Here is a 20,645-nt window from a genome sequence, read left to right as displayed (position 1 = left end):
TTCGGAGACCGCATCTCCGTCAACTGAAGTCCGAACCGTTTACACAAAAATTCGGACACGCCCGCATAGTCCGGTCGCAGTGACGGGGTATCGGTTTTTCGAAATCCATCCACTTTGCCTTGTACGCAGACCAGTCATACCATGAGCCAATTCCTTTAAGTCCTCGACTGTCCCGCCTATGACGCTGCTGTCTAACAATCTTGATCACCCCTCATCCGATCAGTTGTATGAAGGGTTTGAGCGTCGCTTGATCCAGGCGTTGGGTGCAACAGTGGGTGGGAACGCTTTGTCCCAGGCGTTGGGATATCCCTCGCAGGATGCTTTCCGCAAGGCCTTCCAGCGAGGGCGTTTGCCGGTGACCACATTTTCGCTTGAAGGCCGAAAAGGGCGCTTCGCTGCCGCAACAGATATCGCTCTCTGGCTGTGGTGCCAACGCGCCAAGCCCACCGATTGAGTTCCAGTCCTTCGATGGCAAGCAAACGCAAGAGCCATAGATCCCTCGACCTGCATGCGTCTGCAGATGAAGAGCCCCTGCGACCAAACGAAAACCGTGGTCTACGGATTGGCTGATCCGCGCTCACACGCTATCCAGCAAGCGACCTGTACATACCCAGCCAATTTCTGAAACCACCCGTTGGAGGCGCCATGCAGAACTGACCAAAAGCATAGGGGCATAAAGCACAAAGCCCAGAACCTGTTGGAGCAGGTGCTGGGCTTGGATTCTGTGCACAAGAGCTTGGACGGCAACTTGATGCGCAAAGTATCCCGCTTTGAAAAAACTTTGTCAACAGCCCTCTGCGAGGGTTGATGGCATGGCTTTGCCCCGGTTCTGGCTGTGCGCCAGAGAAACGGTTCGCCGCGTTGTGCGCGGCGGTCACGAGATCGTTTTCGGGATCAACTTATGACTAGGGATAGACAGGGCCAGCATTTTTTGTTGTCGGCCCAGTTGCGCGACTTCACTCTGTGGGATGCTGCAAATTTGAGCGAGGAGGAAGCTTTTTGGCGGTTTGTAGAGTTCCGCTGGGGTAGTCAGGAACATGTGATTTGCCCGAGTTGCGGAGTGATTTCGAAACCGTTTTGTCGAATCGATCGGCGACAGCTTCGGTGCAGACATTGTGATCATCACTTTTCTCCGTTGAAGTCCTCGCCATTCGCAGATCGAAAGATGCCCTTTAAAAAGCTGCTGATGGCCCTTTGTCTATATGTGGCGTCTGCCAAGGGCGTGCCGGCACTTTTCATGTGCCGTCTGTTAGACATGCAAGACAAGACCGCTGCAGTGCTCACGGGTAAATTGCGGGAATGCCTGATTCAAGAGATGGACACGGAAATACTGTCCGGGGTGGTTGAAATTGATGGAGGGCACTTTTGCGGAAAACCTCGCAAAGGTCGCCTTAGGTTCAAAACTCGTCCCGAAGATGTCGCTGCAGCTCTCGCTGCCAAGTTCAAGGGCGAGCCCCAGCCGAAACGCAAGCCGAGGAGCAAGGCAGAAGCACGAAACTGGGCTCGCCGCAGTCTGAAGCGGGTTGTCATGGTCTTGCGCCAAATTCATCCCGAAAAAGGGAACGGAGCTAGCCACACCAGGGTGGCCGTGGCCTACTCAGAAAACGAGCGGGTTGCCACACGACTGGCACGAATTCTGATTGAGCCGGGCTCTACTATCATGACCGATGAGAATGCAGCCTACAACGTGCTGTCATCCTGGTACGACCACCATTGCGTAGAGCACTCCATAGAGTTCAGCACCATTGATGGCGTCAACGAAAATCAAGCAGAAAGTTATTTCTCAAGGCTGAGGCGTGCAGAGTACGGCACGTATCATGGGTTTCGTCCAAAATACCTCATGGACTATGCCCAGGAGTTCGCTTGGCGTGAGGACGTTCGGCGCCGAACCGAGAACGAAAAGATCCAGGACCTGATGGGAAGAATATTCAGCTCAGGCCAGTCGCGCTGGTGGCGAGGCTACTGGCAGGGGCATCATCGAGAGGGTGAGTTTCCTGTTCAAAACTAGCCCATTGGGAGCGCTTGAGACACCATCGTCCTTCAATGCTTCCTTGCTGATTTTCAACTCGGGTGATCTTGCCTTCCCAAGCCAGGTGCTGCATACGTTTACGGACCCGGTAACGCAAGTCAGAAAAGCTGATTTTCTCTCCACCATGTTCGCCAAGATAGCACGCAACAAATGCTGCAGTCTGGGTCGCGGTTCGTGGCGAACCACAAGCTTCTTTTAGATAGCGGTAAATGAGTCGAGTTAGATGTCCGTAAGCAGTCAGGGACAGGTTATCTTGACTGCGAACGGGCTTGATGATGGCAGGGTCTACGCCTACTTCATGCTGTTTCAGCAGCAGGCCAGTTGCTGCCAGATCAGCTTTGAGCGCATCCAGGGTTCGCGTATGGAGGTTTTGCTGTCTCCTTTCACTGGCCATGGCGCCTTCAAGCTGACGCTCTAGCGCAGCCAGTCGAGTCTTAGCATCTGCCTGACGGAGATCTTCGGCAGCCTGCAACTTGGCGATTTCACCTTCCAAACGTGCATGCCGCGTGATCAACCATTTCAAAGAAGAAGGAGTTGGTAGCGCTCTCATGTGGGAGAGGCTACCTATTCTCCCTTTTAAAAACTATGGGCAACTGCTACCGAATAGCGGCACAAAGACAAAAAACCCCAGTGATTTCAAGGCACTGGGGTTTTGGTTTGGACGCATGCGGATGCATGCGGACTACTTCACATGTTGTCGATCATGACCTGACCGAAACCCGAGCAGCTCACCTGCGTGGCACCGTCCATCAGGCGGGCGAAGTCGTAGGTGACTTTCTTGGACTTGATGGATTTTTCCATGGAGCTGATGATGAGGTCGGCGGCTTCCTTCCAGCCCATATGGCGCAGCATCATTTCGGCGGAGAGGATTTCGGAACCGGGGTTCACATAGTCCTTGCCAGCGTACTTGGGGGCCGTGCCGTGGGTGGCTTCGAACATGGCAACGGAGTCGCTCAGGTTGGCGCCGGGGGCGATGCCGATGCCGCCCACCTGGGCTGCCAGGGCGTCGGAGATGTAGTCGCCGTTGAGGTTCAGCGTGGCGATCACGGAGTACTCTGCGGGACGCAGCAGGATCTGCTGCAGGAAGGCGTCGGCAATGCTGTCCTTGATGACGATGTCTTTGCCCGTCTTGGGGTTCTTGAACTTGCACCATGGGCCGCCGTCGATCAGCTCGGCGCCGAATTCCTTCTGCGCCAGGGCGTAGGCCCAGTCGCGGAAGCCGCCTTCGGTGTACTTCATGATGTTGCCCTTGTGCACGATGGTCACGCTGGGCTTGTCGTTGTCGATGGCGTACTGGATGGCCTTGCGCACCAGGCGCTCGGTGCCCTCACGCGAGACAGGCTTGACGCCGATACCAGAGGTTTCGGGGAAGCGGATCTTCTTGACGCCGAATTCTTCCTGCAGGATCTTGATGAGCTTCTTGGCCTTGTCGGACTCGGCCTCGAATTCGATGCCGGCATAGATGTCTTCGGAGTTCTCGCGGAAGATCACCATGTCGGTCTTGTGGGGTTCCTTGACGGGCGAGGGCACGCCGTCGAAGTACTGCACGGGGCGCAGGCAGACGTACAGATCCAGTTCCTGGCGCAAGGCCACGTTCAGCGAACGGATGCCACCACCCACGGGCGTGGTCAGCGGGCCCTTGATGGAAACCACGTAGTCCTTGAGCACCTGCAGCGTTTCTTCGGGCAGCCACACATCAGGGCCATAGACCTTGGTGGACTTCTCGCCCGCATAGACCTCCATCCAGTGGATCTTGCGCTTGCCACCATAGGCCTTGGCCACGGCGGCATCGACCACCTTGAGCATCACGGGCGTGATGTCGAAGCCCGTGCCGTCTCCTTCGATGTAGGGAACGATGGGCTGGTCCGGCACGTTCAGGGACATGTCGGCGTTGACGGTGATTTTCTGGCCTTCGGCGGGCACCTTGATGTGCTGGTAGCTGGTCATGGACGGGAGGTCTCCGGTGGAATGCTGAAGGGTATTCAGCGGGTTGGGCAAAGCAGAGTATTGCGCGAAGATTCTAACGAGAAAAGCCCGACTCAAGCCTTACGGCACCACAAGGCGCACGGCGTTTTCGCATGTTGCAATCAGCGACGGTTCGGCCTGCTCGGATGCCTGACCGCGCTCGCTTGCCGCACAATCGCCCCCTGGGTGGCATGCCGCAGAGCGCGCGTGCCGGTGGTGCCAGGGCGAACCCGTCCCCCCTGGCGCGTTTTGTCTGCACTCAACCATGGCACTGAAACCTTTGTTCTCTCTTGTGTCCGGCGCACTGGGCACCGCTCTGCTGGCACTTGCCACGGGCGTTCTTGCGCAGGAAGGCCCCCAGCGCGACTTGCCCCGCGTGGAGCTGACCGCAGGCATGCACCGCATCGACGCCCAGGTGGCGCAGACCGACCGGCAACGCGCCATCGGCCTGATGCACCGCCAGGACATGCCGGCGCACGAGGGCATGCTGTTTGTGTTCGAGCAGCCAGCGCAGCAGTGCTTCTGGATGAAGAACACCCTGCTTCCCCTGACCGCGGCTTTTGTGGCTGATGACGGCACCGTGGTGAACCTGGCCGACATGAAGCCGCAGACACTGGATTCGCACTGCTCAGCAAAACCAGTGCGCTATGTGCTGGAGATGAACCAGGGGTGGTTCAAGCAGCGGGGCATCCAGGCGGGGTTCAAGCTGCAGGGCGGGCCGTTTCGCAAACCCTGAAATGCTATATATTCGATAGCTATTGGCGCTTTATTCGTAAGCGTCAAGTCAATATTTGACCAAAAAAAATGGCCCCATCAGGGGCCATTTCTATGTTGGGCGCGAACCCGCGTCCGTTCAGGCGAAATTGGCCTCGGCAAACTTCCAGTTCACCAGGTTGGAAAGGAAGGTTTCGACGAACTTCTGGCGCAGGTTGCGGTAGTCGATGTAGTAGGCATGCTCCCACACGTCCACGGTCAGCAGGGCCTTGTCGGCGGTGGTCAGGGGCGTGCCAGCGGCACCGGTATTGACGATGTCCACGCTGCCGTCGGCCTTCTTCACCAGCCAGGTCCAGCCGGAGCCGAAGTTGCCCACAGCGCTCTTGACGAAGGCTTCCTTGAAAGCGGCGTAGCTGCCCCACTTGGCGTTGATCGCGGCTGCCAGGGCGCCCGTAGGTTCACCGCCACCGTTGGGGGTCATGCAGTTCCAGAAGAAGGTGTGATTCCAGATCTGCGCAGCGTTGTTATAGATGCCGCCGCTGGACTTCTTGACGATGTCTTCGAGGGACATCGATTCGAACTCGGTGCCCTTCTGCAGGTTGTTCAGGTTCACCACGTAGGCGTTGTGGTGCTTGCCGTGGTGGTATTCCAGCGTTTCCTTGCTGTAGTGCGGGGCCAGGGCGTCAATGGCGTAGGGCAGCGCGGGCAAAGTGTGTTCCATGGAGCGATCCTTTCTTCTGTGGTGGGGAATGCGGCACCGGCACCAGCCGGTGGCGTTCAGGTCAACAAGCCATTGTAGGAACAAGCCCTGATCTTTGCTGGCCTGGGGCTTTGTCCGCGTCGGCGGTGGGGATCACGACGATGGGTGCGGCGCCTGCACCCGCAGTTCCAGCCGTCCATCGGCAAGCTGGGCCTGCAATGTGTCGTCGGTGTGGGCTTGTTGAACGCTGGTCACCGTGTGGCCTTGCGCGTCGCAAAGGATGGCGTAGCCGCGCTCCAGCACACGCTGCGGGGCCAGCAAATCCAAGCGCAGCGCACAGCGCGCCAGGCGCTCTTCTTGCGCCGCAAGGTGTCGCTGCATGGCTTGCGGCAACCGGGCCTCCACCGCTTGCTGGGATTGGGTCAGACGCTGCATTTTGAATAGCACCGCGTGGCGCAGACGGCCATGCAGGACGGACAGCCGCTGCTGCTCGCGCGCCGCCAGACCCGAAGGGCGCCCCAGGCGCAGGGTCAGGTGATCCAGGCGCTGGCCGCGCAGATCGATCTGGCGCTGCACGCCGTCCTGGAGCCGCTCGCCCAGTAAATCGAGCGCCCCCAGCCACACCGCGCGCGGCTGGGCGACCAACTCGGCGGCAGCGGTGGGCGTGGGCGCGCGCAGGTCGGCGCAGAAGTCGGCGATGGTGAAATCCGTTTCGTGCCCCACCCCGCAGACCACGGGCACCGGGCTTTGCACGATGGTGCGCGCCAGTTGCTCGTCGTTGAAAGCCCACAGGTCTTCGATGGAGCCACCGCCCCGCACCAGCAGGATGGCATCGATAGCCACATCGCCCGCCAACGCCAGGCGGTACAGGCGCGACAGCGCCGCACACAGGCTGGCCGGTGCCTGCGCACCTTGCACCTGGGCCGGCACCAGCACCACGGGCAGGTGGGGGGCGCGGCGGCGCAAGGCGGTCACCACATCGTGCAGAGCCGCCGCACCGGTGGACGTCACCAGCCCGATCCCCCTGGGCAGGGTCGGCAGCGCACGCTTGCGGGACGGGTCGAACAGGCCCTCGGCGTCCAGCCGGGCCTTGAGCCGCAGAAACTGCTCGAACAAGGCGCCCTGCCCTGCGCGGCGCAGTTGCTCGACGACGAGTTGCAGGTCACCGCGCGCCTCGTACACGCCCAGGCGGCCCTGGACCTCGACGAGCTCCCCGTCACGCGGCACGAAATCCAGCGCCTCGGCGGCCCGACGGAACATCGCACAGCGGATCTGGCCCTGGCCATCCTTGATGGCAAAGTAGCAATGCCCGCTGGCAGCGCGTGAAAAGCCCGTGATCTCGCCGCGCACGGCCACAGGGTTGAAGCGTGCCTGCAGGGTGTCCGCCACGGCGCGGCACAGCGCCCCAACCTCCCAGACACGCGGCGCCGCGAGTGGGTTTTCAATACCCATGGCCTGCATCCATGCGCTTTTCCGGGCTTGTTGCGCCGCAGTATTCCACAGAGCGCAAAAGTGTCATGGTTGTAAGCATTTGCTCATTGCCACGTGCCCCAACACATTGAAATTCGTGCATCTTATTGATTTTGTTGATTTTTTTGCTGCTTAAAAAACCAGCATTTTGTTCCAGCCACGGTGTGGCGCCGTTGTGCGGCCATCGACACCGGCCTTCTCCACAAAGTTATCCACAGAAACTGTGGGTGAGGCGCGCATACAAACGGATGCAATCGCAGCCCCCCCTGTGGCACAGGGATGGCCACAAAGCTGGGCCATAATCGCTTTTTGCCCACCCCGTGCGGAGACAAGACAATTGCTGTCCATCATACAAGCCGCAGGCTGGCCCATCTGGCCCCTGATCGCCTGCTCGGTTCTGGCCCTTGCGCTGATTTTCGAGCGTTTCATCTCCCTCAAATCCACCCGCATCATCCCGCCCAAGTTGCTGGATGAAGCGATTTCCGTGTCCTCGCAATCCCTCCCCGGCCCCGACGTGGTGGGCAAGCTGGCACAGAATTCGGCGCTGGGCGAAGTGCTGGCCACAGGCCTGCGCACGCTCAACAGCAACCCCCGCACGTCCGAGGCCGACCTGCGCGCCGCCATGGAAGGCGCTGGCCGCGTGGTTGCGCACCGGCTTGAAAAGTACCTCAGTGCACTGGCAACCATCGCATCGGCGGCGCCGCTGCTGGGCCTGCTGGGCACCGTGGTGGGCATGATCGAGATCTTCGGCTCCCAGGGCGGTGCCACAGGCGGCATGGGCAGCGGCAATCCGGCGCAGCTGGCGCACGGCATATCGGTGGCGCTCTACAACACCGCATTTGGCCTGATGGTGGCCATTCCGGCTCTGATTTTCTGGCGCTACTTCCGCAGCCGCGTGGATGCCTACCTGCTGACGCTGGAGCTGTCGTCCGAGCAGTTCGTGCGCCACCTGCTGCGCCACAAGAAGTGAACGTACCGGCAAAGGCTGCCCCATGAACTTCCGCCCCCGTGCCAAGGAAGAGCCGGAGATCAACCTGATCCCCTTCATCGACGTGCTGCTGGTGATCCTCATCTTTCTGATGCTGACCACCACCTACAGCAAGTTCACCGAGCTGCAGCTCACCCTGCCCGTGGCCGACGCCGAGCAACAACGCGACCACCCCAAGGAAGTGGTGGTGGCCGTGGCTGCCGATGGCCGCTATGCCATCAACAAGAGCGGCATCGACGGCAAGAGCGTGGATCACCTCGCCGCGGCACTGCGCGATGCCGCCAAGGCGGGCCAGGGTACGGTGGTCATCATCAGTGCAGACGCACTGGCGCCGCACCAATCGGTCATCTCGGTGATGGAGGCAGCGCGCCGCGTGGGCCTCACGCAAATCACCTTTGCCACCCAGTCCTCCGCCCGCGCGGGCGCAGGCAAGTAGGCGCCGTCCATCACTGCTGCCAGCCCGCAGCCTCACATGCACCAGGTCAGCGACGCCAGCCCCGCGCTGCAACGCGCGTGGCGGCAACGCGGCGCGCTGGCCTGCCTGCTCTGGCCCCTGTCACTGCTCATGGGGCTGCTTGTGCGCCTGCGCCGGGGCTTGTATGCGGCGCGCATTCTTCCATCGGGTCATCCGGGCGTTCCGGTCATTGTGGTGGGCAATGTGGTGGCGGGCGGCGCGGGCAAAACGCCGGTGGTGATGGCTGTGGTGCGCCACCTGCAGGCCCGTGGCTGGCGGCCTGGGGTTGTATCGCGCGGCTACGGTCGCAGCAGCACCGACTGCCGCGCAGTGCTGCCCGACAGCCCCCCCAGCGCCGCGGGCGACGAGCCCCTGCTGATTGCCCGCCAATGCAAAGTGCCGGTCTTCGTGGCGAGCCAGCGCCTGGAGGCCGCACAGGCACTGCGCCAAAGCCATCCCGACATCGACATCATCGTGTGCGACGATGGGCTGCAGCACCTGGCGCTGGCGCGCAACATCGAGGTCTGCGTGTTCAACAACGATGGCGTAGGCAACGGCTGGCTGCTGCCCGCAGGCCCGCTGCGCGAGCCTTGGCCTCGGCCTGTGGATCTGGTGGTGCACGCAGGCACCGCCCCGAAAGGCGGCCGCGCACCCTGCTTCGCCATGCAGCGCAGCCTGGCACCCACCGCAGTACGTGCCGATGGCAGCCAGGTGCCACTGCACCAATTGCAGACTCAGCCACTGCTCGCACTGGCGGGCATCGCCCGGCCCGGAGACTTTTTTGCCCTGCTGCAGCAATCCGGCCTGGAACCCCAACGCACTCTGGCACTGCCGGATCACTATGATTATGATAGCTGGCAGCGCCCATCAGATAAGCCCTACACACTGATTTGCACTGAAAAAGATGCCGCCAAGCTCTGGCGCCTTCATCCGGACGCACTGGCAGTGCCACTGCAGGTGGAAATTGCTCCCGGCTTTTTCGAGGCCCTGGATGCCAAGCTGGCTGCGCTGGGCTCGCTATCATCGCGCTCCTGATTTCCCGTCTTTCCCCACTGCACCGCCATGGACACCAAACTGCTCGAACTGCTGGTCTGCCCCGTCACCAAAGGCCCCCTCACCTACGACCGGGAGCGCCAGGAACTCATCTCGCGCAGCGCCCGCCTGGCCTACCCGGTGCGCGACGGCATTCCCGTCCTGCTGGAAAACGAGGCCCGTCCGCTGACCGACGAAGAGCTGGAGCGATGAGCACCCGCGGCTTTGCCGTGCTGATTCCGGCACGCATGGCGTCCAGCCGCCTGCCCGACAAGCCGCTGGCGGACATTGCAGGCCTGCCCATGGTGGTGCGCGTGGCCGAGCGCGCCGCAGCCAGTGGTGCCCAGCGCACCGTGGTGGCGGCAGACGATGCGCGCATCCTTGACGCTTGCCGCCAGCACGGGGTGGAGGCCATCCTCACCCGCACCGACCACGCCAGCGGCAGCGACCGCCTGGCCGAGGCCTGCACCCTGCTGGGCCTGGACGGCGACGATGTGGTCGTCAATGTGCAGGGGGACGAGCCGCTGATCGACCCGGCGCTCATCGGCGCCGTGGCCCAACTGCTGCACACGCACCCGCACGCCAGCATGGGAACGGCCGCACATCCGCTGGCTGCGGTGGACGAACTGGCCAATCCGAACGTCGTTAAGGTGGTATGCGATGCCGGCGGCATGGCCCAGTACTTCAGCCGCGCGCCCATTCCGTTTGCACGGGACCACGCGGGCCAGCCCTGGTGGCGCAGCAGCGACGCCAAGCACCCGGCGCTGGCAGGCTTTGCGCCACTGCGCCATATCGGCATCTACAGCTACCGCGCAGGCTTTTTGCGCCGTTTTCCCGAACTGCCGCAGGCCCCCACCGAGGTGATCGAGGCGCTGGAACAACTGCGCGCACTGTGGCACGGCCACCGCATCGCAGTGCATGTATCGGCTACCGCACCCGGCCCCGGCGTGGACACGCCCGAAGACTTGGCCCGCGTGCGCGCCCTGTGCACCTGATCGGTGCAGGCCCTGGTTTGTAAGTGAGGGTACAAGCGGCCCATGCTATCCTTGCCCCCCTAATAAGAGCACCGCATCCGGGGGCAGCGGTCCCGTGGCCCGCAGTGCCGACAGATTTTCCACACTTCGAGGACTATTCCCATGAGACTGATTCTGTTGGGCGCCCCCGGCGCCGGCAAGGGCACGCAAGCCGCTTTCATCTGCAAGAAATACGGCATTCCGCAGATCTCCACCGGAGACATGCTGCGCGCCGCCGTCAAGGCCGGAACCCCTCTGGGGCTCAAGGCCAAGGCCGTCATGGAATCGGGCGCGCTGGTGAGCGACGACATCATCATCGGCCTGGTCAAGGAACGCATCACCGAACCTGACTGCGCCAATGGCTTTCTGTTCGACGGCTTCCCGCGCACCATTCCCCAGGCGGACGCGATGAAGGAAGCGGGTGTCAAGCTCGACTACGTGCTGGAAATCGACGTGCCTTTCGACGCCATCATCGAACGCATGAGTGGTCGGCGCTCGCACCCCGGCAGCGGCCGCACCTACCACGTCAAGTTCAATCCGCCCAAGGTGGCAGACAAGGATGACGTGACCGGTGAACCCCTGATCCAGCGCGACGACGACAAGGAAGAAACCGTCAAGACACGCCTGGAGGTGTACAGCGCCCAGACGCGCCCCCTGGTGGATTACTACTCCGGCTGGGCAAAGCAAGACCCCGCCGCTGCACCCAAATACCGCGCGATCAGCGGCACCGGCAGCGTGGAGGAAATCACCGCGCGCGCCCTCGCTGCCTTGGCAGACTGAGAGATCAAGCTTGCGGGCCACGGCCTGCAGCCTCTGCAACGCCCCGCATGCGGGGCGTTGTCGTTTTCAGAGCGCGGGAGCCGATACGCCCAGCAGTTCCAGCAACAAGGACACCCTGGCCTTGACCGGAATGAGGCCCGGCGACAGTGGCAGCGCAGCGTGGGCCCTGGGCAAGGACAGCACCTGACCCAAGGGGCAGCGCGTGGTCACGCGCACAGCCACGCCGGCTTGCTGCGCGCGCTCCAGCGCGGCTTGCAGCGCATGGTGCAGCGTACCGTTGCCCGTGGCTGCCACCACCAGGCCCTGAACGCCGTCGCGCACCAGCGCATCGACCGTGGCCCCACACGCCCCAGCGTAGTTCATGACGATCTCGACACGCGGCCAGGACGCACCGGACGCTACTTTTTCAAGAGCGCCCTGCGCCCATCCCGCCTGCGCTTGAGGCCAATCCTGCGCCAAGCGCACGCGCCCTTCCTCCACCCAGCCCAACGGCCCGCCTTCGCCCGAGCTGAACGCATCCACGCGGTACGGATGCACCTTCTGAACCTGCCGCGCACCATGCACGGCACCGGCACACACCACCAGCACACCCCTGGCCCCCGGCGCATGCGCCACAGCCATCGCGTCCAGCAGGTTCTGCGGCCCATCGGGGGCGATCGCCGTCGCGGGCCGCATGGCACAGGTCAGCAGCACAGGCTTGCGCGCATCGAGCACGCTGTGCAGAAACCAGGCTGTCTCTTCCAACGTGTCCGTGCCATGCGTGATCACCACGGCTCGCACGCTGTCGTCCTGCAGGTGCGCATGGCAGCGCTGCGCCAACGCAGCCCACACGCCAAACTCCATGTTCTTGCTGTCGATCTGCGCCACCTGCTCGAAATCCAGCGGCCCCTGCGCAGCCTGCGCCAGGCCCGGCACGCCCGCAAGCAGATCCTGCACCCCTACCTGCCCGGCCACATATCCAATGTTGTCACCCGCTGCAGCGGCCTTTCCGGCAATCGTGCCCCCCGTGCCCAGCACCACGATTTTTTTTGTTTCCACTTGCATCCCTCGAAAAACTGGTTAAGAATACAGTTACTGTATTAAATAACAGCCCCTTGCCCACCGGGAGCCCGTCATGCAAAGCAGCCCCAAGCTCACAGCCCGTCAGCAACAGATTCTGGACCTGATCCAGAACGCCATTGCACGCACCGGTGCCCCGCCCACGCGCGCCGAAATTGCCACTGAACTCGGCTTCAAGTCTGCCAATGCAGCCGAAGAGCACCTGCAGGCCCTGGCCCGCAAAGGTGTCATCGAGCTGGTCAGCGGCACCTCGCGTGGCATCCGTCTGCGCGGTGAAGCCATTCGCTCCCTCAACGCGGCACGTGGCACCCAGTACAACCTGCCCATCCCGGGCCTCAGCCAACTGGTGCTGCCCCTGGTCGGGCGTGTGGCGGCGGGGTCCCCGATTCTCGCCCAGGAACATGTGGAGCAGTCCTATTGCGTGGAAGAAAGCCTGTTCCAGCACAAGCCGGATTACCTGCTCAAGGTGCGCGGCATGTCCATGCGCGACGTTGGCATCATGGATGGCGACCTGCTCGCCGTGAAAGCCTGCCATGAGGCGCGCAACGGCCAGATCATCGTGGCACGCCTGGGCGATGACGTCACCGTCAAGCGCCTGCGGCGCACCGCCCAAGGCGTCGAACTGCTGCCCGAAAACCCCGACTACCCCGTGATCGTGGTGCACCCCGGCGAGCCCTTCGCCATCGAAGGCCTGGCCGTCGGCCTGATCCGCAACACCATGCTCATGTGAGCCTGCATCCTGCACCGCCCCAGGTGGCGGGCGCGCGTGTGGCCCCTGATGACCCACGGCCCTGAGGTGGTGCTGTCCCTGCAATCCTGCCAGTGTTCAACCCTGACCTCTGGAGTATTCACATGGGAATTGTTCTCTTGGCAACGTCCGTCCTGCCCCGCCCTTTTCTCGGCCTGTATCGCTGGTGGAAAAGCCATGCTCATCGCCCCAACCGCGCATCAGCCCTGCCACCACCGCACGCCCGGCCTTGTGCGATGCCACCCCTTCCGCGCAACCCCGTAGCCTCCCGCGCACCCCGCGTCTGGCAGGGGCCGGTGCAGATGCCGGGTCATGGCGCAGCCCTGCCCCCTTCTCGGCCCCTGCGCTGCCACACCAGCGCCAATGGCCGGATGGTCATTGCCGGGCGCATGGCCGATGTCTGTGCAGAGCTGGAGCGCATGGCCGCTTGCGAACAGCGCCATTAGCACTGCGCGGCCCGGTGGAACTGAACTGCTTGCAGCGGGCCGCATTTACCCATGGTTGCATAGGCCAGGGGCGCGCCCAAGGCACAATGGCGGGATGAACATCGTGATCCTCGACGACTATCAGGATGCGGTGCGCAAACTGCACTGCGCGACCCGTCTCGACGCCTTCTCGGCCAAGGTCTATACCAACACTGTCAAGGGACTGGGGCAGCTTTCGGTGCGCCTCAAAGATGCCGATGTCATTGTGCTGATCCGCGAACGGACCCAAATTACCCGCCAATTGGTAGAAAAGCTCCCCCGGCTCAAGTTGATCGCCCAAACCGGACGCGTGGGCTCACACATCGATGTAGCCGCATGCACCGAACGTGGCATCGCCGTGGCCGAGGGTGTGGGCTCGCCGGTCGCCCCTGCCGAGCTGACATGGGCGCTCATCATGGCCTCCATGCGGCGCCTGCCGCAGTACATCTCCAACCTCAAGCATGGGGCCTGGCAACAATCAGGCCTCAAGGCCGCAGGCATGCCTCCCAACTTCGGCATTGGCAACGTACTGCGTGGCAAGACTTTAGGCATTTGGGGCTATGGTCAGATTGGTCAAATCGTTGCGGGCTATGGCAAAGCATTCGGCATGAACGTGCGTGTCTGGGGCAGCGAGGCTTCGCGTGCCAAAGCACTGACCGATGGTTACCAGGTGGCATCCCAATGTGAGGAATTCCTGGCTCAATGCGACGTGGTGTCACTGCATTTGCGCCTGTGTGATGCCACGCGCGGCATTGTCACCCTGGAAAGGCTTTCGTCCATGAAGCCCACAGCCTTGCTGGTCAACACCTCGCGCGCCGAACTCATCGAGCCTGACGCATTGATCGCCGCTCTCAACCGAGGCCGCCCCGGAATGGCCGCCGTGGATGTGTTCGAGAGCGAGCCCATCCTGCAAGGCCATGCCCTGCTGCGGCTGGAGAACTGCATTTGCACGCCCCACATCGGCTATGTGGAGCAGGACAACTACGAGTTGTACTTTGGTGCGGCATTCGACAACGTGGCGAACTTCATCAAGGGAACTCCGACCAATATCGTCAACCCTGGAGCCCTCCAGGTACGCCGCTGAACACCGAGCAGTAGCTCGCCACCCCCCCAAAGAAAGCGGCCTCCACACGGGAGGCCGTTCTGCGAAGCACACCCAAAGAGGTGTGCGGGAGGCGCCTGAAGATCAGTTCAGAGGCGTCTTCTTGCCATCCACGTACTTGTACAGGGTGATGGCGGGGTTCTTCATTTCGCCGTTGTCTTCGAAGGCGATGGCAGCGGTCACGCCCTTGAAGTTGGACTTGCGGATTTCAGGCGTATAGACCTTGGGGTCCACCGAGTTGGCGCGCTTCATGGCGTCCACGAGCAGCATGGTCGCGTCGTAGGTGTAGGGGCTGTACACCTGGAACTGACCGGGGTACTTGGCATCGTAGCGCTTCTTCCACTCCACGCCGCCAGGCATCTTGGCCAGCGATGCACCACCTTCGGCGCAGATCACGTTGGTCAGGGTCTTGGCACCCGCAGCCAGCTTGGCGATTTCAGAGGTGCAGACGCCGTCGCCACCGAAGTACTTGACGTCGGCCATGCCCAGTTGCTCCATCTGGCGCAGCATGGGGCCGGCTTGGGGGTCCATGCCGCCAAAGAAGATCGCGTCAGGCTTCTTGGCCTTGATGGCCGTCAGGATGGCCATGAAGTCGGTGGCCTTGTCGTGCGTGAACTGCTCGTCCACCACCTTCATGCCCTTGGCCAGAGCCACTTTCTTGAACACGTCAGCCACGCCCTGGCCATAGGCGGTACGGTCGTCCACCACAGCAACGGTCTTGAGCTTCAGGGTTTCAGCCGCGTAGGCAGCCAGACCCGCACCCAGAGAGTTGTCGGTAGCGATGATGCGGTGCGTGGTCTTGTAGCCAGGCTTGGTCAGGTTGGGGTTGGTGGCGGCGCCCGTGACCATGGGAATGCCGCAATCGTTGTACACCTTGGACGCGGGGATGGTCGTGCCCGAGTTCAGGTGACCCACCACGCCAGCGACCTTGGAGTCGCACAGCTTCTGTGCGGCAGCGGTGCCTTGCTTGGGATCGGCTGCATCGTCTTCGCCCTGCAGTTCGAACTTGATCTTCTTGCCACCGATCGTCACGCCCTGTGCATTGAGGTCTTCAATGGCCATGCGAGCGCCGTTTTCGTTGTCCTTGCCGTAGTGGGCCTGGGCACCGGAAATCGGGGCCACGTGACCGATCTTGACCACCTGCTCTTGTGCAGAGGCCATACCAGCGACAGCCGCGATAGCGGCAACTACGGTCAGTTTCAACTTCAATTGCATAGGATTCTCCAGTAAAGAATGGACGCTGAGATGCTTGTTTTTTTCTCAACGGGAGTGAAGGTACATCATTTTTTCAAGCCCAAATACTAGGGAACACGATAGCCATTAGAAAAAATTGGGCATAGCAAGCAAATCAAGCGGTGCCAGGGTGGCTGGCGAGCTCATCTGCAACCGCCTCATAGACCGATTGACGCACCACGGATTCCACTTCTTCGCGCAGTCTGGGCAGGATGGAACGGGTCTGTTCCTGCACCACATGGGCGATGGCCTCACGCAGGCGCTTCTCCAGAAGCACATCGACCCGCTGCATCACGCGGTGCACCATCATCTCTTCAAAGCCCTCCGGCAGGGTCGGCTGCGAAGGCTTGCCCAGCGTGGTGGTCATGGACTCGGATGCGTGCACCACTGCGGTCGTCTTCGTTGGCAACTGCGCGGACGTCACGACAACCGTTGAGGGCCTTGGCGCCACTGCTGCGGCTGGCGCATGCGCCGCAAGCACTGGGGCCGCCGCAGGCGCACGCGGTGCGACCGCCGGTGCCACAGGAGGGCGCTCGATCGGCGGGCGCTGCACCACAGGAGGCGCCGGCGGCGCAGACGAGTGCGCCACAGGTTCACGCGCCGAACCTGGCACTGCCGGGCGCATGGCTTGGGGCGCAGCTCCCTCGGGCACCACTTCGGTGAGGGTAGGAACAAAACGGGGCGGCGTGCGCGCAGGCGGACGGGAGGGAGGCGTATTCATCTCAGACAGTTTTCTGACCCAGGTCGTGTTTCACGGGCTCGTGCCCGCATTCGCGGTAACGTCGCCAACGCTGGCGTGCCAGTTGCTTGTCGTGTTCATCGTCGGCGCTGACCACCTCCACCACCTGGGCATATTCGCCCCAAGCCTCGGGCACGTCGTCCCCCAGGTTGAGCAACATGTCGCGGCTGGCAACAGCCTGCCCCGGCAGCGCCAAGACGATGTGTGATGCCTGCAGCACATGGTCTGGGCTGTCTGCCCGGCAATGGGCAACAAAGTCCTGGGGCGCCATGTTCCAGAGCATGGTGTCCACACGGTCCAGTACCTCCGCAGATCCCACAATGGCCAGATGGCGTTGCGCCCGCAGGGCTTTGCGAGCCACCCGACAGGCATGCGCCAGCCGGTCTGGCACCTGGGTATGGAAAGCAATATCAGGCATCGCCGGATTCAGGCAGCTGGCGCTGCCGAGCCCTTTCTGCGGCGCGCCGGGGACGATGTGCCGGTACTGGGTACAGCGGTCGCGGCGCGCTCCAGCAGGTAATGCACGAGCAAACCCACCGGGCGCCCCGTGGCTCCCTTGGCGGCTCCACCCTTCCAGGCGGTGCCTGCAATGTCCAAGTGCGCCCAGGGCTGCTCCCCGGCAAAGCGCTGCAGGAACTTGGCCGCAGTGACCGAACCCGCTGGCCGCCCCGCCACGTTGGCCACGTCGGCAAAGTTCGTCTTGAGCCCTTCGGCGTAATCATCGTCCAGCGGCATGCGCCAGCAGAGGTCGTCGCTGGCTTCCCCAGCAGCCTGCAAGGCCGACGCCAGCGAGTCATCGCTGGCAAACAGACCACTGCGCACACCACCCAGCGCAATCACGCAGGCGCCCGTGAGCGTGGCAATATCGATCATGGCTGCGGGCTTGAAGCGCTGTGCATAGGTCAGCGCATCGCACAACACCAGGCGCCCTTCGGCATCGGTGTTGAGAATCTCGATGGTCTGTCCGCTCATGCTGGTGACCACATCGCCCGGTTTGACCGCACGGCCATCGGGCATGTTCTCGCAGGCGGGAATCAAACCCACCACGTTGATGGCTGGTTGCAGCTCTGCCAGCGCACGGAACACGCCCAGCACACTGGCGGCGCCGCACATGTCGAACTTCATTTCGTCCATCTCTGGCGCGGGCTTGATGGATATACCCCCCGTATCGAAGGTGATGCCCTTGCCCACCAGCACCACCGGCGCCTGGGTCTTGGCTGCGCCCTGGTAGCGCAGTTCGATGAAGCGCAGGGGTTCCTCGGCCCCGCGCGCCACGGCCATGAATGCCCCCATACCCAGACGCGCCACCTCGGCAGGCCCCAGCACCTTGCACTGGATGCCTGGGTGCTTGGCCAACCCCTTGGCGGCCTGCGCCAGAAGGTTGGGCGTGGCATGGTTGGCCGGGCGGTTGCCCCATTCACGGGCCAGTTCCACCCCCACCGACACGGCCACCGCACGCTCAAAGGGCGCCGACATGGCACGCGCATCGTGCACCCCCACGAGCACCCGGGCCAGGCTGCGTGCCTCGGCCTTGGACTTGGTGGCCGTGTACACATAGCTGGCCTGCGCCACGCCGCGCACCACCGCCTCGACCGCTGCAGCACTTGCCGCGCCTGCAACGCAGACCACAGCGCGCTTGGGCGCCCCCTGCTTGAGGGCCGGTGCCACTGCAGCTACCGCCTGGCGCACTGCGCGCGCATCGCCCGCACCGATGCCGGCCAGCACCACGCGCCGCGCGGCTACACCAGCGACTTGGTACGAATGCAGGCTCTTGCCCGGCTTGGTATCCAGGTCCTTGGCTTTGATCGCCTGTGCCACCAGGGCTCCCAGCGCATCCTTTCCGGGCGCAAACCCGTCGGGCACCAGCAGCACCAGCAGATCGCACTTCTCGGAGGCTGCCTGAGCAACGTCCATGGTCTTGAGTTCAAAGTTCATAATCACCCTTTTACGTCGAACCAATGTTATTCGATTCATCCATCCGCAAGGAGTTGGCGCGCAGCTTTGGCGCCACCCTGGTGGTGCTGGTCACCGTGGTCATGACCATGATGCTGATCCGCACCCTGGGCCAGGCAGCACGCGGCAACGTCAATCCTTCCGATGTGATGCTGGTCATGGGCTTCACGGTGCTGGGCCAATTGCCCACCATTCTGAGCCTGAGTCTTTTCATCGCCATTGTGGGCACGCTCTCGCGCATGTACCGCGAGAGCGAGATGGTCATCTGGTTCGCCAGCGGACGGGGTTTGTCCAGCCTGCTGCGCCCGCTCTTGCGCTTTTCCTGGCCGGTCATGCTGGCGGTGGGCGTGCTCTCGCTGGGGGTGTGGCCATGGGCCAATCGGCAGATTCAGGAGCTGCGTTTCCAGTACGAACAGCGCAGCGACATCGACCGCATTGCCCCAGGGGAGTTCCAGGAGTCGGCCAACGGTCGTCGGGTCTTCTTCATCGACAAGGAAAGCCCCGACCCCCAGTCCGCCAACAATGTATTCATCCTCACTTCGGATGCCAAGGGCGATGCCGTGACCTCTGCGCGCAGCGCCCGCATGGAAGTGCGTGGCGACGAGCGCGTGCTGGTGCTCAGCCAGGGCCAGCGCCTGGATACGCCCGCAGACAAGTCCGGCACGCGCATCAGCCAGTTCGAGGAATACAGCACGCACATCGGGCAGGCGCCCCCCAGCGCCCTGGATGAGACACAGGCCAAGTCGCGCGCCACACTGCGCCTGATCGAAGACCCTCAACCCTTGTACATGGCGGAACTGGGCTGGCGCCTGGGACTGGCGCTGGCAGCCTTCAACCTGGTGCTGCTGGCGCTGGGCCTGGCCAGCGTAAATCCCCGGGCCAGCCGCAGCGGCAACCTGATGCTGGCACTGTTCACCTTCATCGTGTACTACAACTTCATGACGCTGGGCCAAAGCTGGGTGGCCGCCGGCAAACTGGGCCTGCCGACCTACATGGCCCTGCTGCACGGCGGTACCTTCGCGCTGGCGGCGCTGGTGCTTGCCGTACGCCACAACCACTGGAGCCCGGCACAGCTCTGGCAGCGGGGTGCCAAGGCATGAGAACCATCCGCAAACTGGTACACCGCGAGGTGATCGGTGCCGTGTCCTTCGTGACCTTCGGGTTTTTGGCGCTGTTCTTCTTTTTCGACCTGGTGGATGAATTGCGCTGGGTCAACCGCAGCCCGACACCTGGCAACGACATTTCGCTCGCCGTGCTGTCGGTGGCTCTGCGTATTCCCAGTCATTTGTACGAACTGCTGCCCATCACGGTGCTGATCGGGACGATCTTTGTCATGGCGCGGCTGGCACAAAGTTCGGAATTCACCATCATGCGCACCAGCGGCCTGGGCCCAGGCCGCGCGCTGCGCGCTTTGTTGACCCTGGGTCTCGGTTTTGTGCTGGTCACATTTGCGGTCGGCGACTACCTCGCCCCCTTGAGCGACAAGGCAGCGCAGCTCATCAAGGCCCGCGCCCAGGGCCGCCTGAGTACCGGTGCCACTGGCGCCTGGCTCAAGGAGCGCCAGGGTGACCGCTCCTATGCGGTCAACGTGCGCGCGATCATCGCCGACGGCAGCATGCAGGGCGTGCGCGTGTTCGAGTTTGACGATCTAGGACGAATGGCAGCGCAAATCCACGCACCCAGCGCCCGCTTTGTGGATGACGGATGGATGCTGCTGGAAGCCCGTCGCAGCGTTTTTGCGAGCCAGGACTCCCCCAACGCCCACATCACCCAGGAAGAATCTGCGCAACTCCTGTGGCCCACAACCATCACCTCCGACATGGTGGCCGCTGCCGTGCTCAAGCCCGATCGCATGGCCACCATCGACCTGTTCCAGTACATCAGCCACCTCAAGGACAACGGCCAGTCGGCGCAGCGCTACGAGATCGAGTTCTGGCGCAAGGTGTTCTACCCGCTGTCCTGCCTGGTGATGGTGGTGCTGGCCCTGCCCTTTGCCTACCTGCATTTCCGCTCTGGTTCGATCGCAGGGTACGTGTTCGGCGGCGTGATGGCAGGCATCAGCTTCTTCCTGCTCAACAACCTGTTCGGCTTTGCCGGCAACCTGCAGAACTGGTCGCCCTGGCTCACGGCTGCGGCACCGGGCATCATTTATTCGCTGGCATCCCTGGCCGCCTTTGGCTGGCTGGTGCTGCGGCGCTGACC

General features: G+C 62.7%; 22 protein-coding genes and 1 pseudogene. 14 read left to right on the top strand and 9 right to left on the bottom strand.

Features of this window, described 5'->3' with window-relative positions:
* The first annotated feature begins 178 nt into the window (after positions 1-178).
* The 3 genes and pseudogenes from MJ602_RS15465 to MJ602_RS15460 all read left to right on the top strand — a co-directional run bounded on the left by MJ602_RS15465 (position 179) and on the right by MJ602_RS15460 (position 2,008).
* Positions 179-454 carry a hypothetical protein gene (locus MJ602_RS15465; protein WP_243021676.1) on the top strand — a complete coding sequence of 92 codons (276 nt, stop codon included), beginning with the start codon at positions 179-181 and terminating at the stop codon, positions 452-454.
* Between the two features lie 447 nt (positions 455-901).
* Positions 902-1,114: pseudogene (locus MJ602_RS16850) on the top strand (transposase); the annotation flags it as partial.
* Between the two features lie 51 nt (positions 1,115-1,165).
* Positions 1,166-2,008 (top strand): IS1595 family transposase, encoded by an 843-nt coding sequence (locus tag MJ602_RS15460; protein ID WP_243021675.1) that lies wholly within the window; start codon positions 1,166-1,168, stop codon positions 2,006-2,008.
* On the opposite strand, the gene MJ602_RS15455 is transcribed toward MJ602_RS15460, so the two are convergent.
* Together MJ602_RS15455 and icd are read right to left on the bottom strand one after the other, a co-directional pair.
* The gene (locus tag MJ602_RS15455; RefSeq protein ID WP_243021674.1) at positions 1,929-2,552 is read right to left on the bottom strand and encodes a hypothetical protein; all 624 of its coding nucleotides are present in this window, start codon (positions 2,550-2,552) and stop codon (positions 1,929-1,931) included. The genes MJ602_RS15460 and MJ602_RS15455 overlap by 80 nt on opposite strands.
* A 164-nt stretch (positions 2,553-2,716) precedes the next feature.
* Positions 2,717-3,976, bottom strand: a complete 1,260-nt coding sequence (gene icd / locus MJ602_RS15450) for an NADP-dependent isocitrate dehydrogenase (protein WP_162016169.1) — start codon at positions 3,974-3,976, stop codon at positions 2,717-2,719.
* Positions 3,977-4,259: 283 nt separating this feature from the next.
* Between icd and MJ602_RS15445 the strand changes: the two genes are divergently transcribed.
* Entirely contained in the window at positions 4,260-4,730 is a 471-nt protein-coding gene (locus MJ602_RS15445) for a DUF192 domain-containing protein (protein WP_243021673.1), read from the top strand.
* Positions 4,731-4,847: 117 nt separating this feature from the next.
* Here MJ602_RS15445 and MJ602_RS15440 read toward each other — a convergent pair whose 3' ends face one another.
* Complete coding sequence (locus MJ602_RS15440) at positions 4,848-5,429, bottom strand: superoxide dismutase (RefSeq protein WP_162016167.1); 582 nt, start codon at positions 5,427-5,429, stop codon at positions 4,848-4,850.
* 132 nt (positions 5,430-5,561) lie between these two features.
* The gene (gene xseA, locus MJ602_RS15435; protein WP_423246718.1) at positions 5,562-6,869 is read right to left on the bottom strand and encodes an exodeoxyribonuclease VII large subunit; all 1,308 of its coding nucleotides are present in this window, start codon (positions 6,867-6,869) and stop codon (positions 5,562-5,564) included.
* A 346-nt stretch (positions 6,870-7,215) separates the two neighbouring features.
* Here xseA and MJ602_RS15430 point away from each other — a divergent pair, with 346 nt between their 5' ends.
* From MJ602_RS15430 to adk, 6 genes are all read left to right on the top strand, one after another.
* On the top strand, positions 7,216-7,848 hold the full coding sequence (locus MJ602_RS15430) for a MotA/TolQ/ExbB proton channel family protein (protein ID WP_243021671.1): 633 nt from the start codon (positions 7,216-7,218) through the stop codon (positions 7,846-7,848).
* A gap of 22 nt (positions 7,849-7,870) precedes the next feature.
* Complete coding sequence (locus MJ602_RS15425) at positions 7,871-8,302, top strand: ExbD/TolR family protein (RefSeq protein ID WP_162016164.1); 432 nt, start codon at positions 7,871-7,873, stop codon at positions 8,300-8,302.
* Positions 8,303-8,338: 36 nt separating this feature from the next.
* Positions 8,339-9,355, top strand: a complete 1,017-nt coding sequence (gene lpxK / locus MJ602_RS15420) for a tetraacyldisaccharide 4'-kinase (RefSeq protein ID WP_243021670.1) — start codon at positions 8,339-8,341, stop codon at positions 9,353-9,355.
* Between the two features lie 27 nt (positions 9,356-9,382).
* Positions 9,383-9,565, top strand: a complete 183-nt coding sequence (locus tag MJ602_RS15415; protein ID WP_162016162.1) for a Trm112 family protein — start codon at positions 9,383-9,385, stop codon at positions 9,563-9,565.
* Positions 9,562-10,347, top strand: coding sequence for a 3-deoxy-manno-octulosonate cytidylyltransferase (gene kdsB / locus MJ602_RS15410; RefSeq protein WP_243021669.1), 786 nt, complete (start codon positions 9,562-9,564; stop codon positions 10,345-10,347). The genes MJ602_RS15415 and kdsB overlap by 4 nt, the downstream gene beginning before the upstream one ends.
* 141 nt (positions 10,348-10,488) lie before the next feature.
* Positions 10,489-11,145, top strand: a complete 657-nt coding sequence (gene adk, locus MJ602_RS15405; protein ID WP_162016160.1) for an adenylate kinase — start codon at positions 10,489-10,491, stop codon at positions 11,143-11,145.
* 66 nt (positions 11,146-11,211) lie between these two features.
* Here adk and MJ602_RS15400 read toward each other — a convergent pair whose 3' ends face one another.
* The gene (locus tag MJ602_RS15400; protein ID WP_243021668.1) at positions 11,212-12,189 is read right to left on the bottom strand and encodes an asparaginase; all 978 of its coding nucleotides are present in this window, start codon (positions 12,187-12,189) and stop codon (positions 11,212-11,214) included.
* Positions 12,190-12,259: 70 nt separating this feature from the next.
* On the opposite strand from MJ602_RS15400, the gene lexA reads away from it, so the two are divergent.
* Both lexA and MJ602_RS15390 read left to right on the top strand, forming a co-directional pair.
* Complete coding sequence (gene lexA / locus MJ602_RS15395) at positions 12,260-12,934, top strand: transcriptional repressor LexA (protein ID WP_243021667.1); 675 nt, start codon at positions 12,260-12,262, stop codon at positions 12,932-12,934.
* 558 nt (positions 12,935-13,492) lie between these two features.
* Positions 13,493-14,500: a D-2-hydroxyacid dehydrogenase family protein gene (locus MJ602_RS15390; RefSeq protein WP_162016156.1), complete on the top strand. Its 1,008-nt coding sequence runs from the start codon at positions 13,493-13,495 to the stop codon at positions 14,498-14,500.
* Between the two features lie 102 nt (positions 14,501-14,602).
* On the opposite strand, the gene MJ602_RS15385 is transcribed toward MJ602_RS15390, so the two are convergent.
* The 4 genes from MJ602_RS15385 to MJ602_RS15370 form a co-directional block, all read right to left on the bottom strand.
* Entirely contained in the window at positions 14,603-15,733 is a 1,131-nt protein-coding gene (locus MJ602_RS15385; RefSeq protein ID WP_243021666.1) for a branched-chain amino acid ABC transporter substrate-binding protein, read from the bottom strand.
* 133 nt (positions 15,734-15,866) lie between these two features.
* A complete protein-coding gene (locus MJ602_RS15380) occupies positions 15,867-16,139 on the bottom strand; it encodes a hypothetical protein (protein WP_243021665.1) in 273 nt (90 codons plus the stop codon).
* Between the two features lie 334 nt (positions 16,140-16,473).
* On the bottom strand, positions 16,474-16,908 hold the full coding sequence (locus MJ602_RS15375; protein WP_243021664.1) for a DNA polymerase III subunit chi: 435 nt from the start codon (positions 16,906-16,908) through the stop codon (positions 16,474-16,476).
* A gap of 8 nt (positions 16,909-16,916) precedes the next feature.
* Positions 16,917-18,425, bottom strand: a complete 1,509-nt coding sequence (locus MJ602_RS15370) for a leucyl aminopeptidase (RefSeq protein WP_243021663.1) — start codon at positions 18,423-18,425, stop codon at positions 16,917-16,919.
* A 23-nt stretch (positions 18,426-18,448) separates the two neighbouring features.
* Here MJ602_RS15370 and lptF point away from each other — a divergent pair, with 23 nt between their 5' ends.
* Both lptF and lptG read left to right on the top strand, forming a co-directional pair.
* On the top strand, positions 18,449-19,543 hold the full coding sequence (gene lptF / locus MJ602_RS15365) for an LPS export ABC transporter permease LptF (RefSeq protein ID WP_243021662.1): 1,095 nt from the start codon (positions 18,449-18,451) through the stop codon (positions 19,541-19,543).
* On the top strand, positions 19,540-20,643 hold the full coding sequence (gene lptG / locus MJ602_RS15360) for an LPS export ABC transporter permease LptG (protein ID WP_243021661.1): 1,104 nt from the start codon (positions 19,540-19,542) through the stop codon (positions 20,641-20,643). Before lptF ends, lptG begins: the two co-directional genes overlap by 4 nt.
* The last annotated feature ends 2 nt before the right edge of the window (positions 20,644-20,645 follow it).

Origin of the sequence: Simplicispira sedimenti (genome assembly GCF_022760965.1) — a bacterium.
GTDB lineage: Bacteria > Pseudomonadota > Gammaproteobacteria > Burkholderiales > Burkholderiaceae_C > Simplicispira > Simplicispira sedimenti.
The sequence above is the reverse complement of the archived record's forward strand: the minus strand, read 5'-3'. Positions and strand labels throughout refer to the sequence as shown.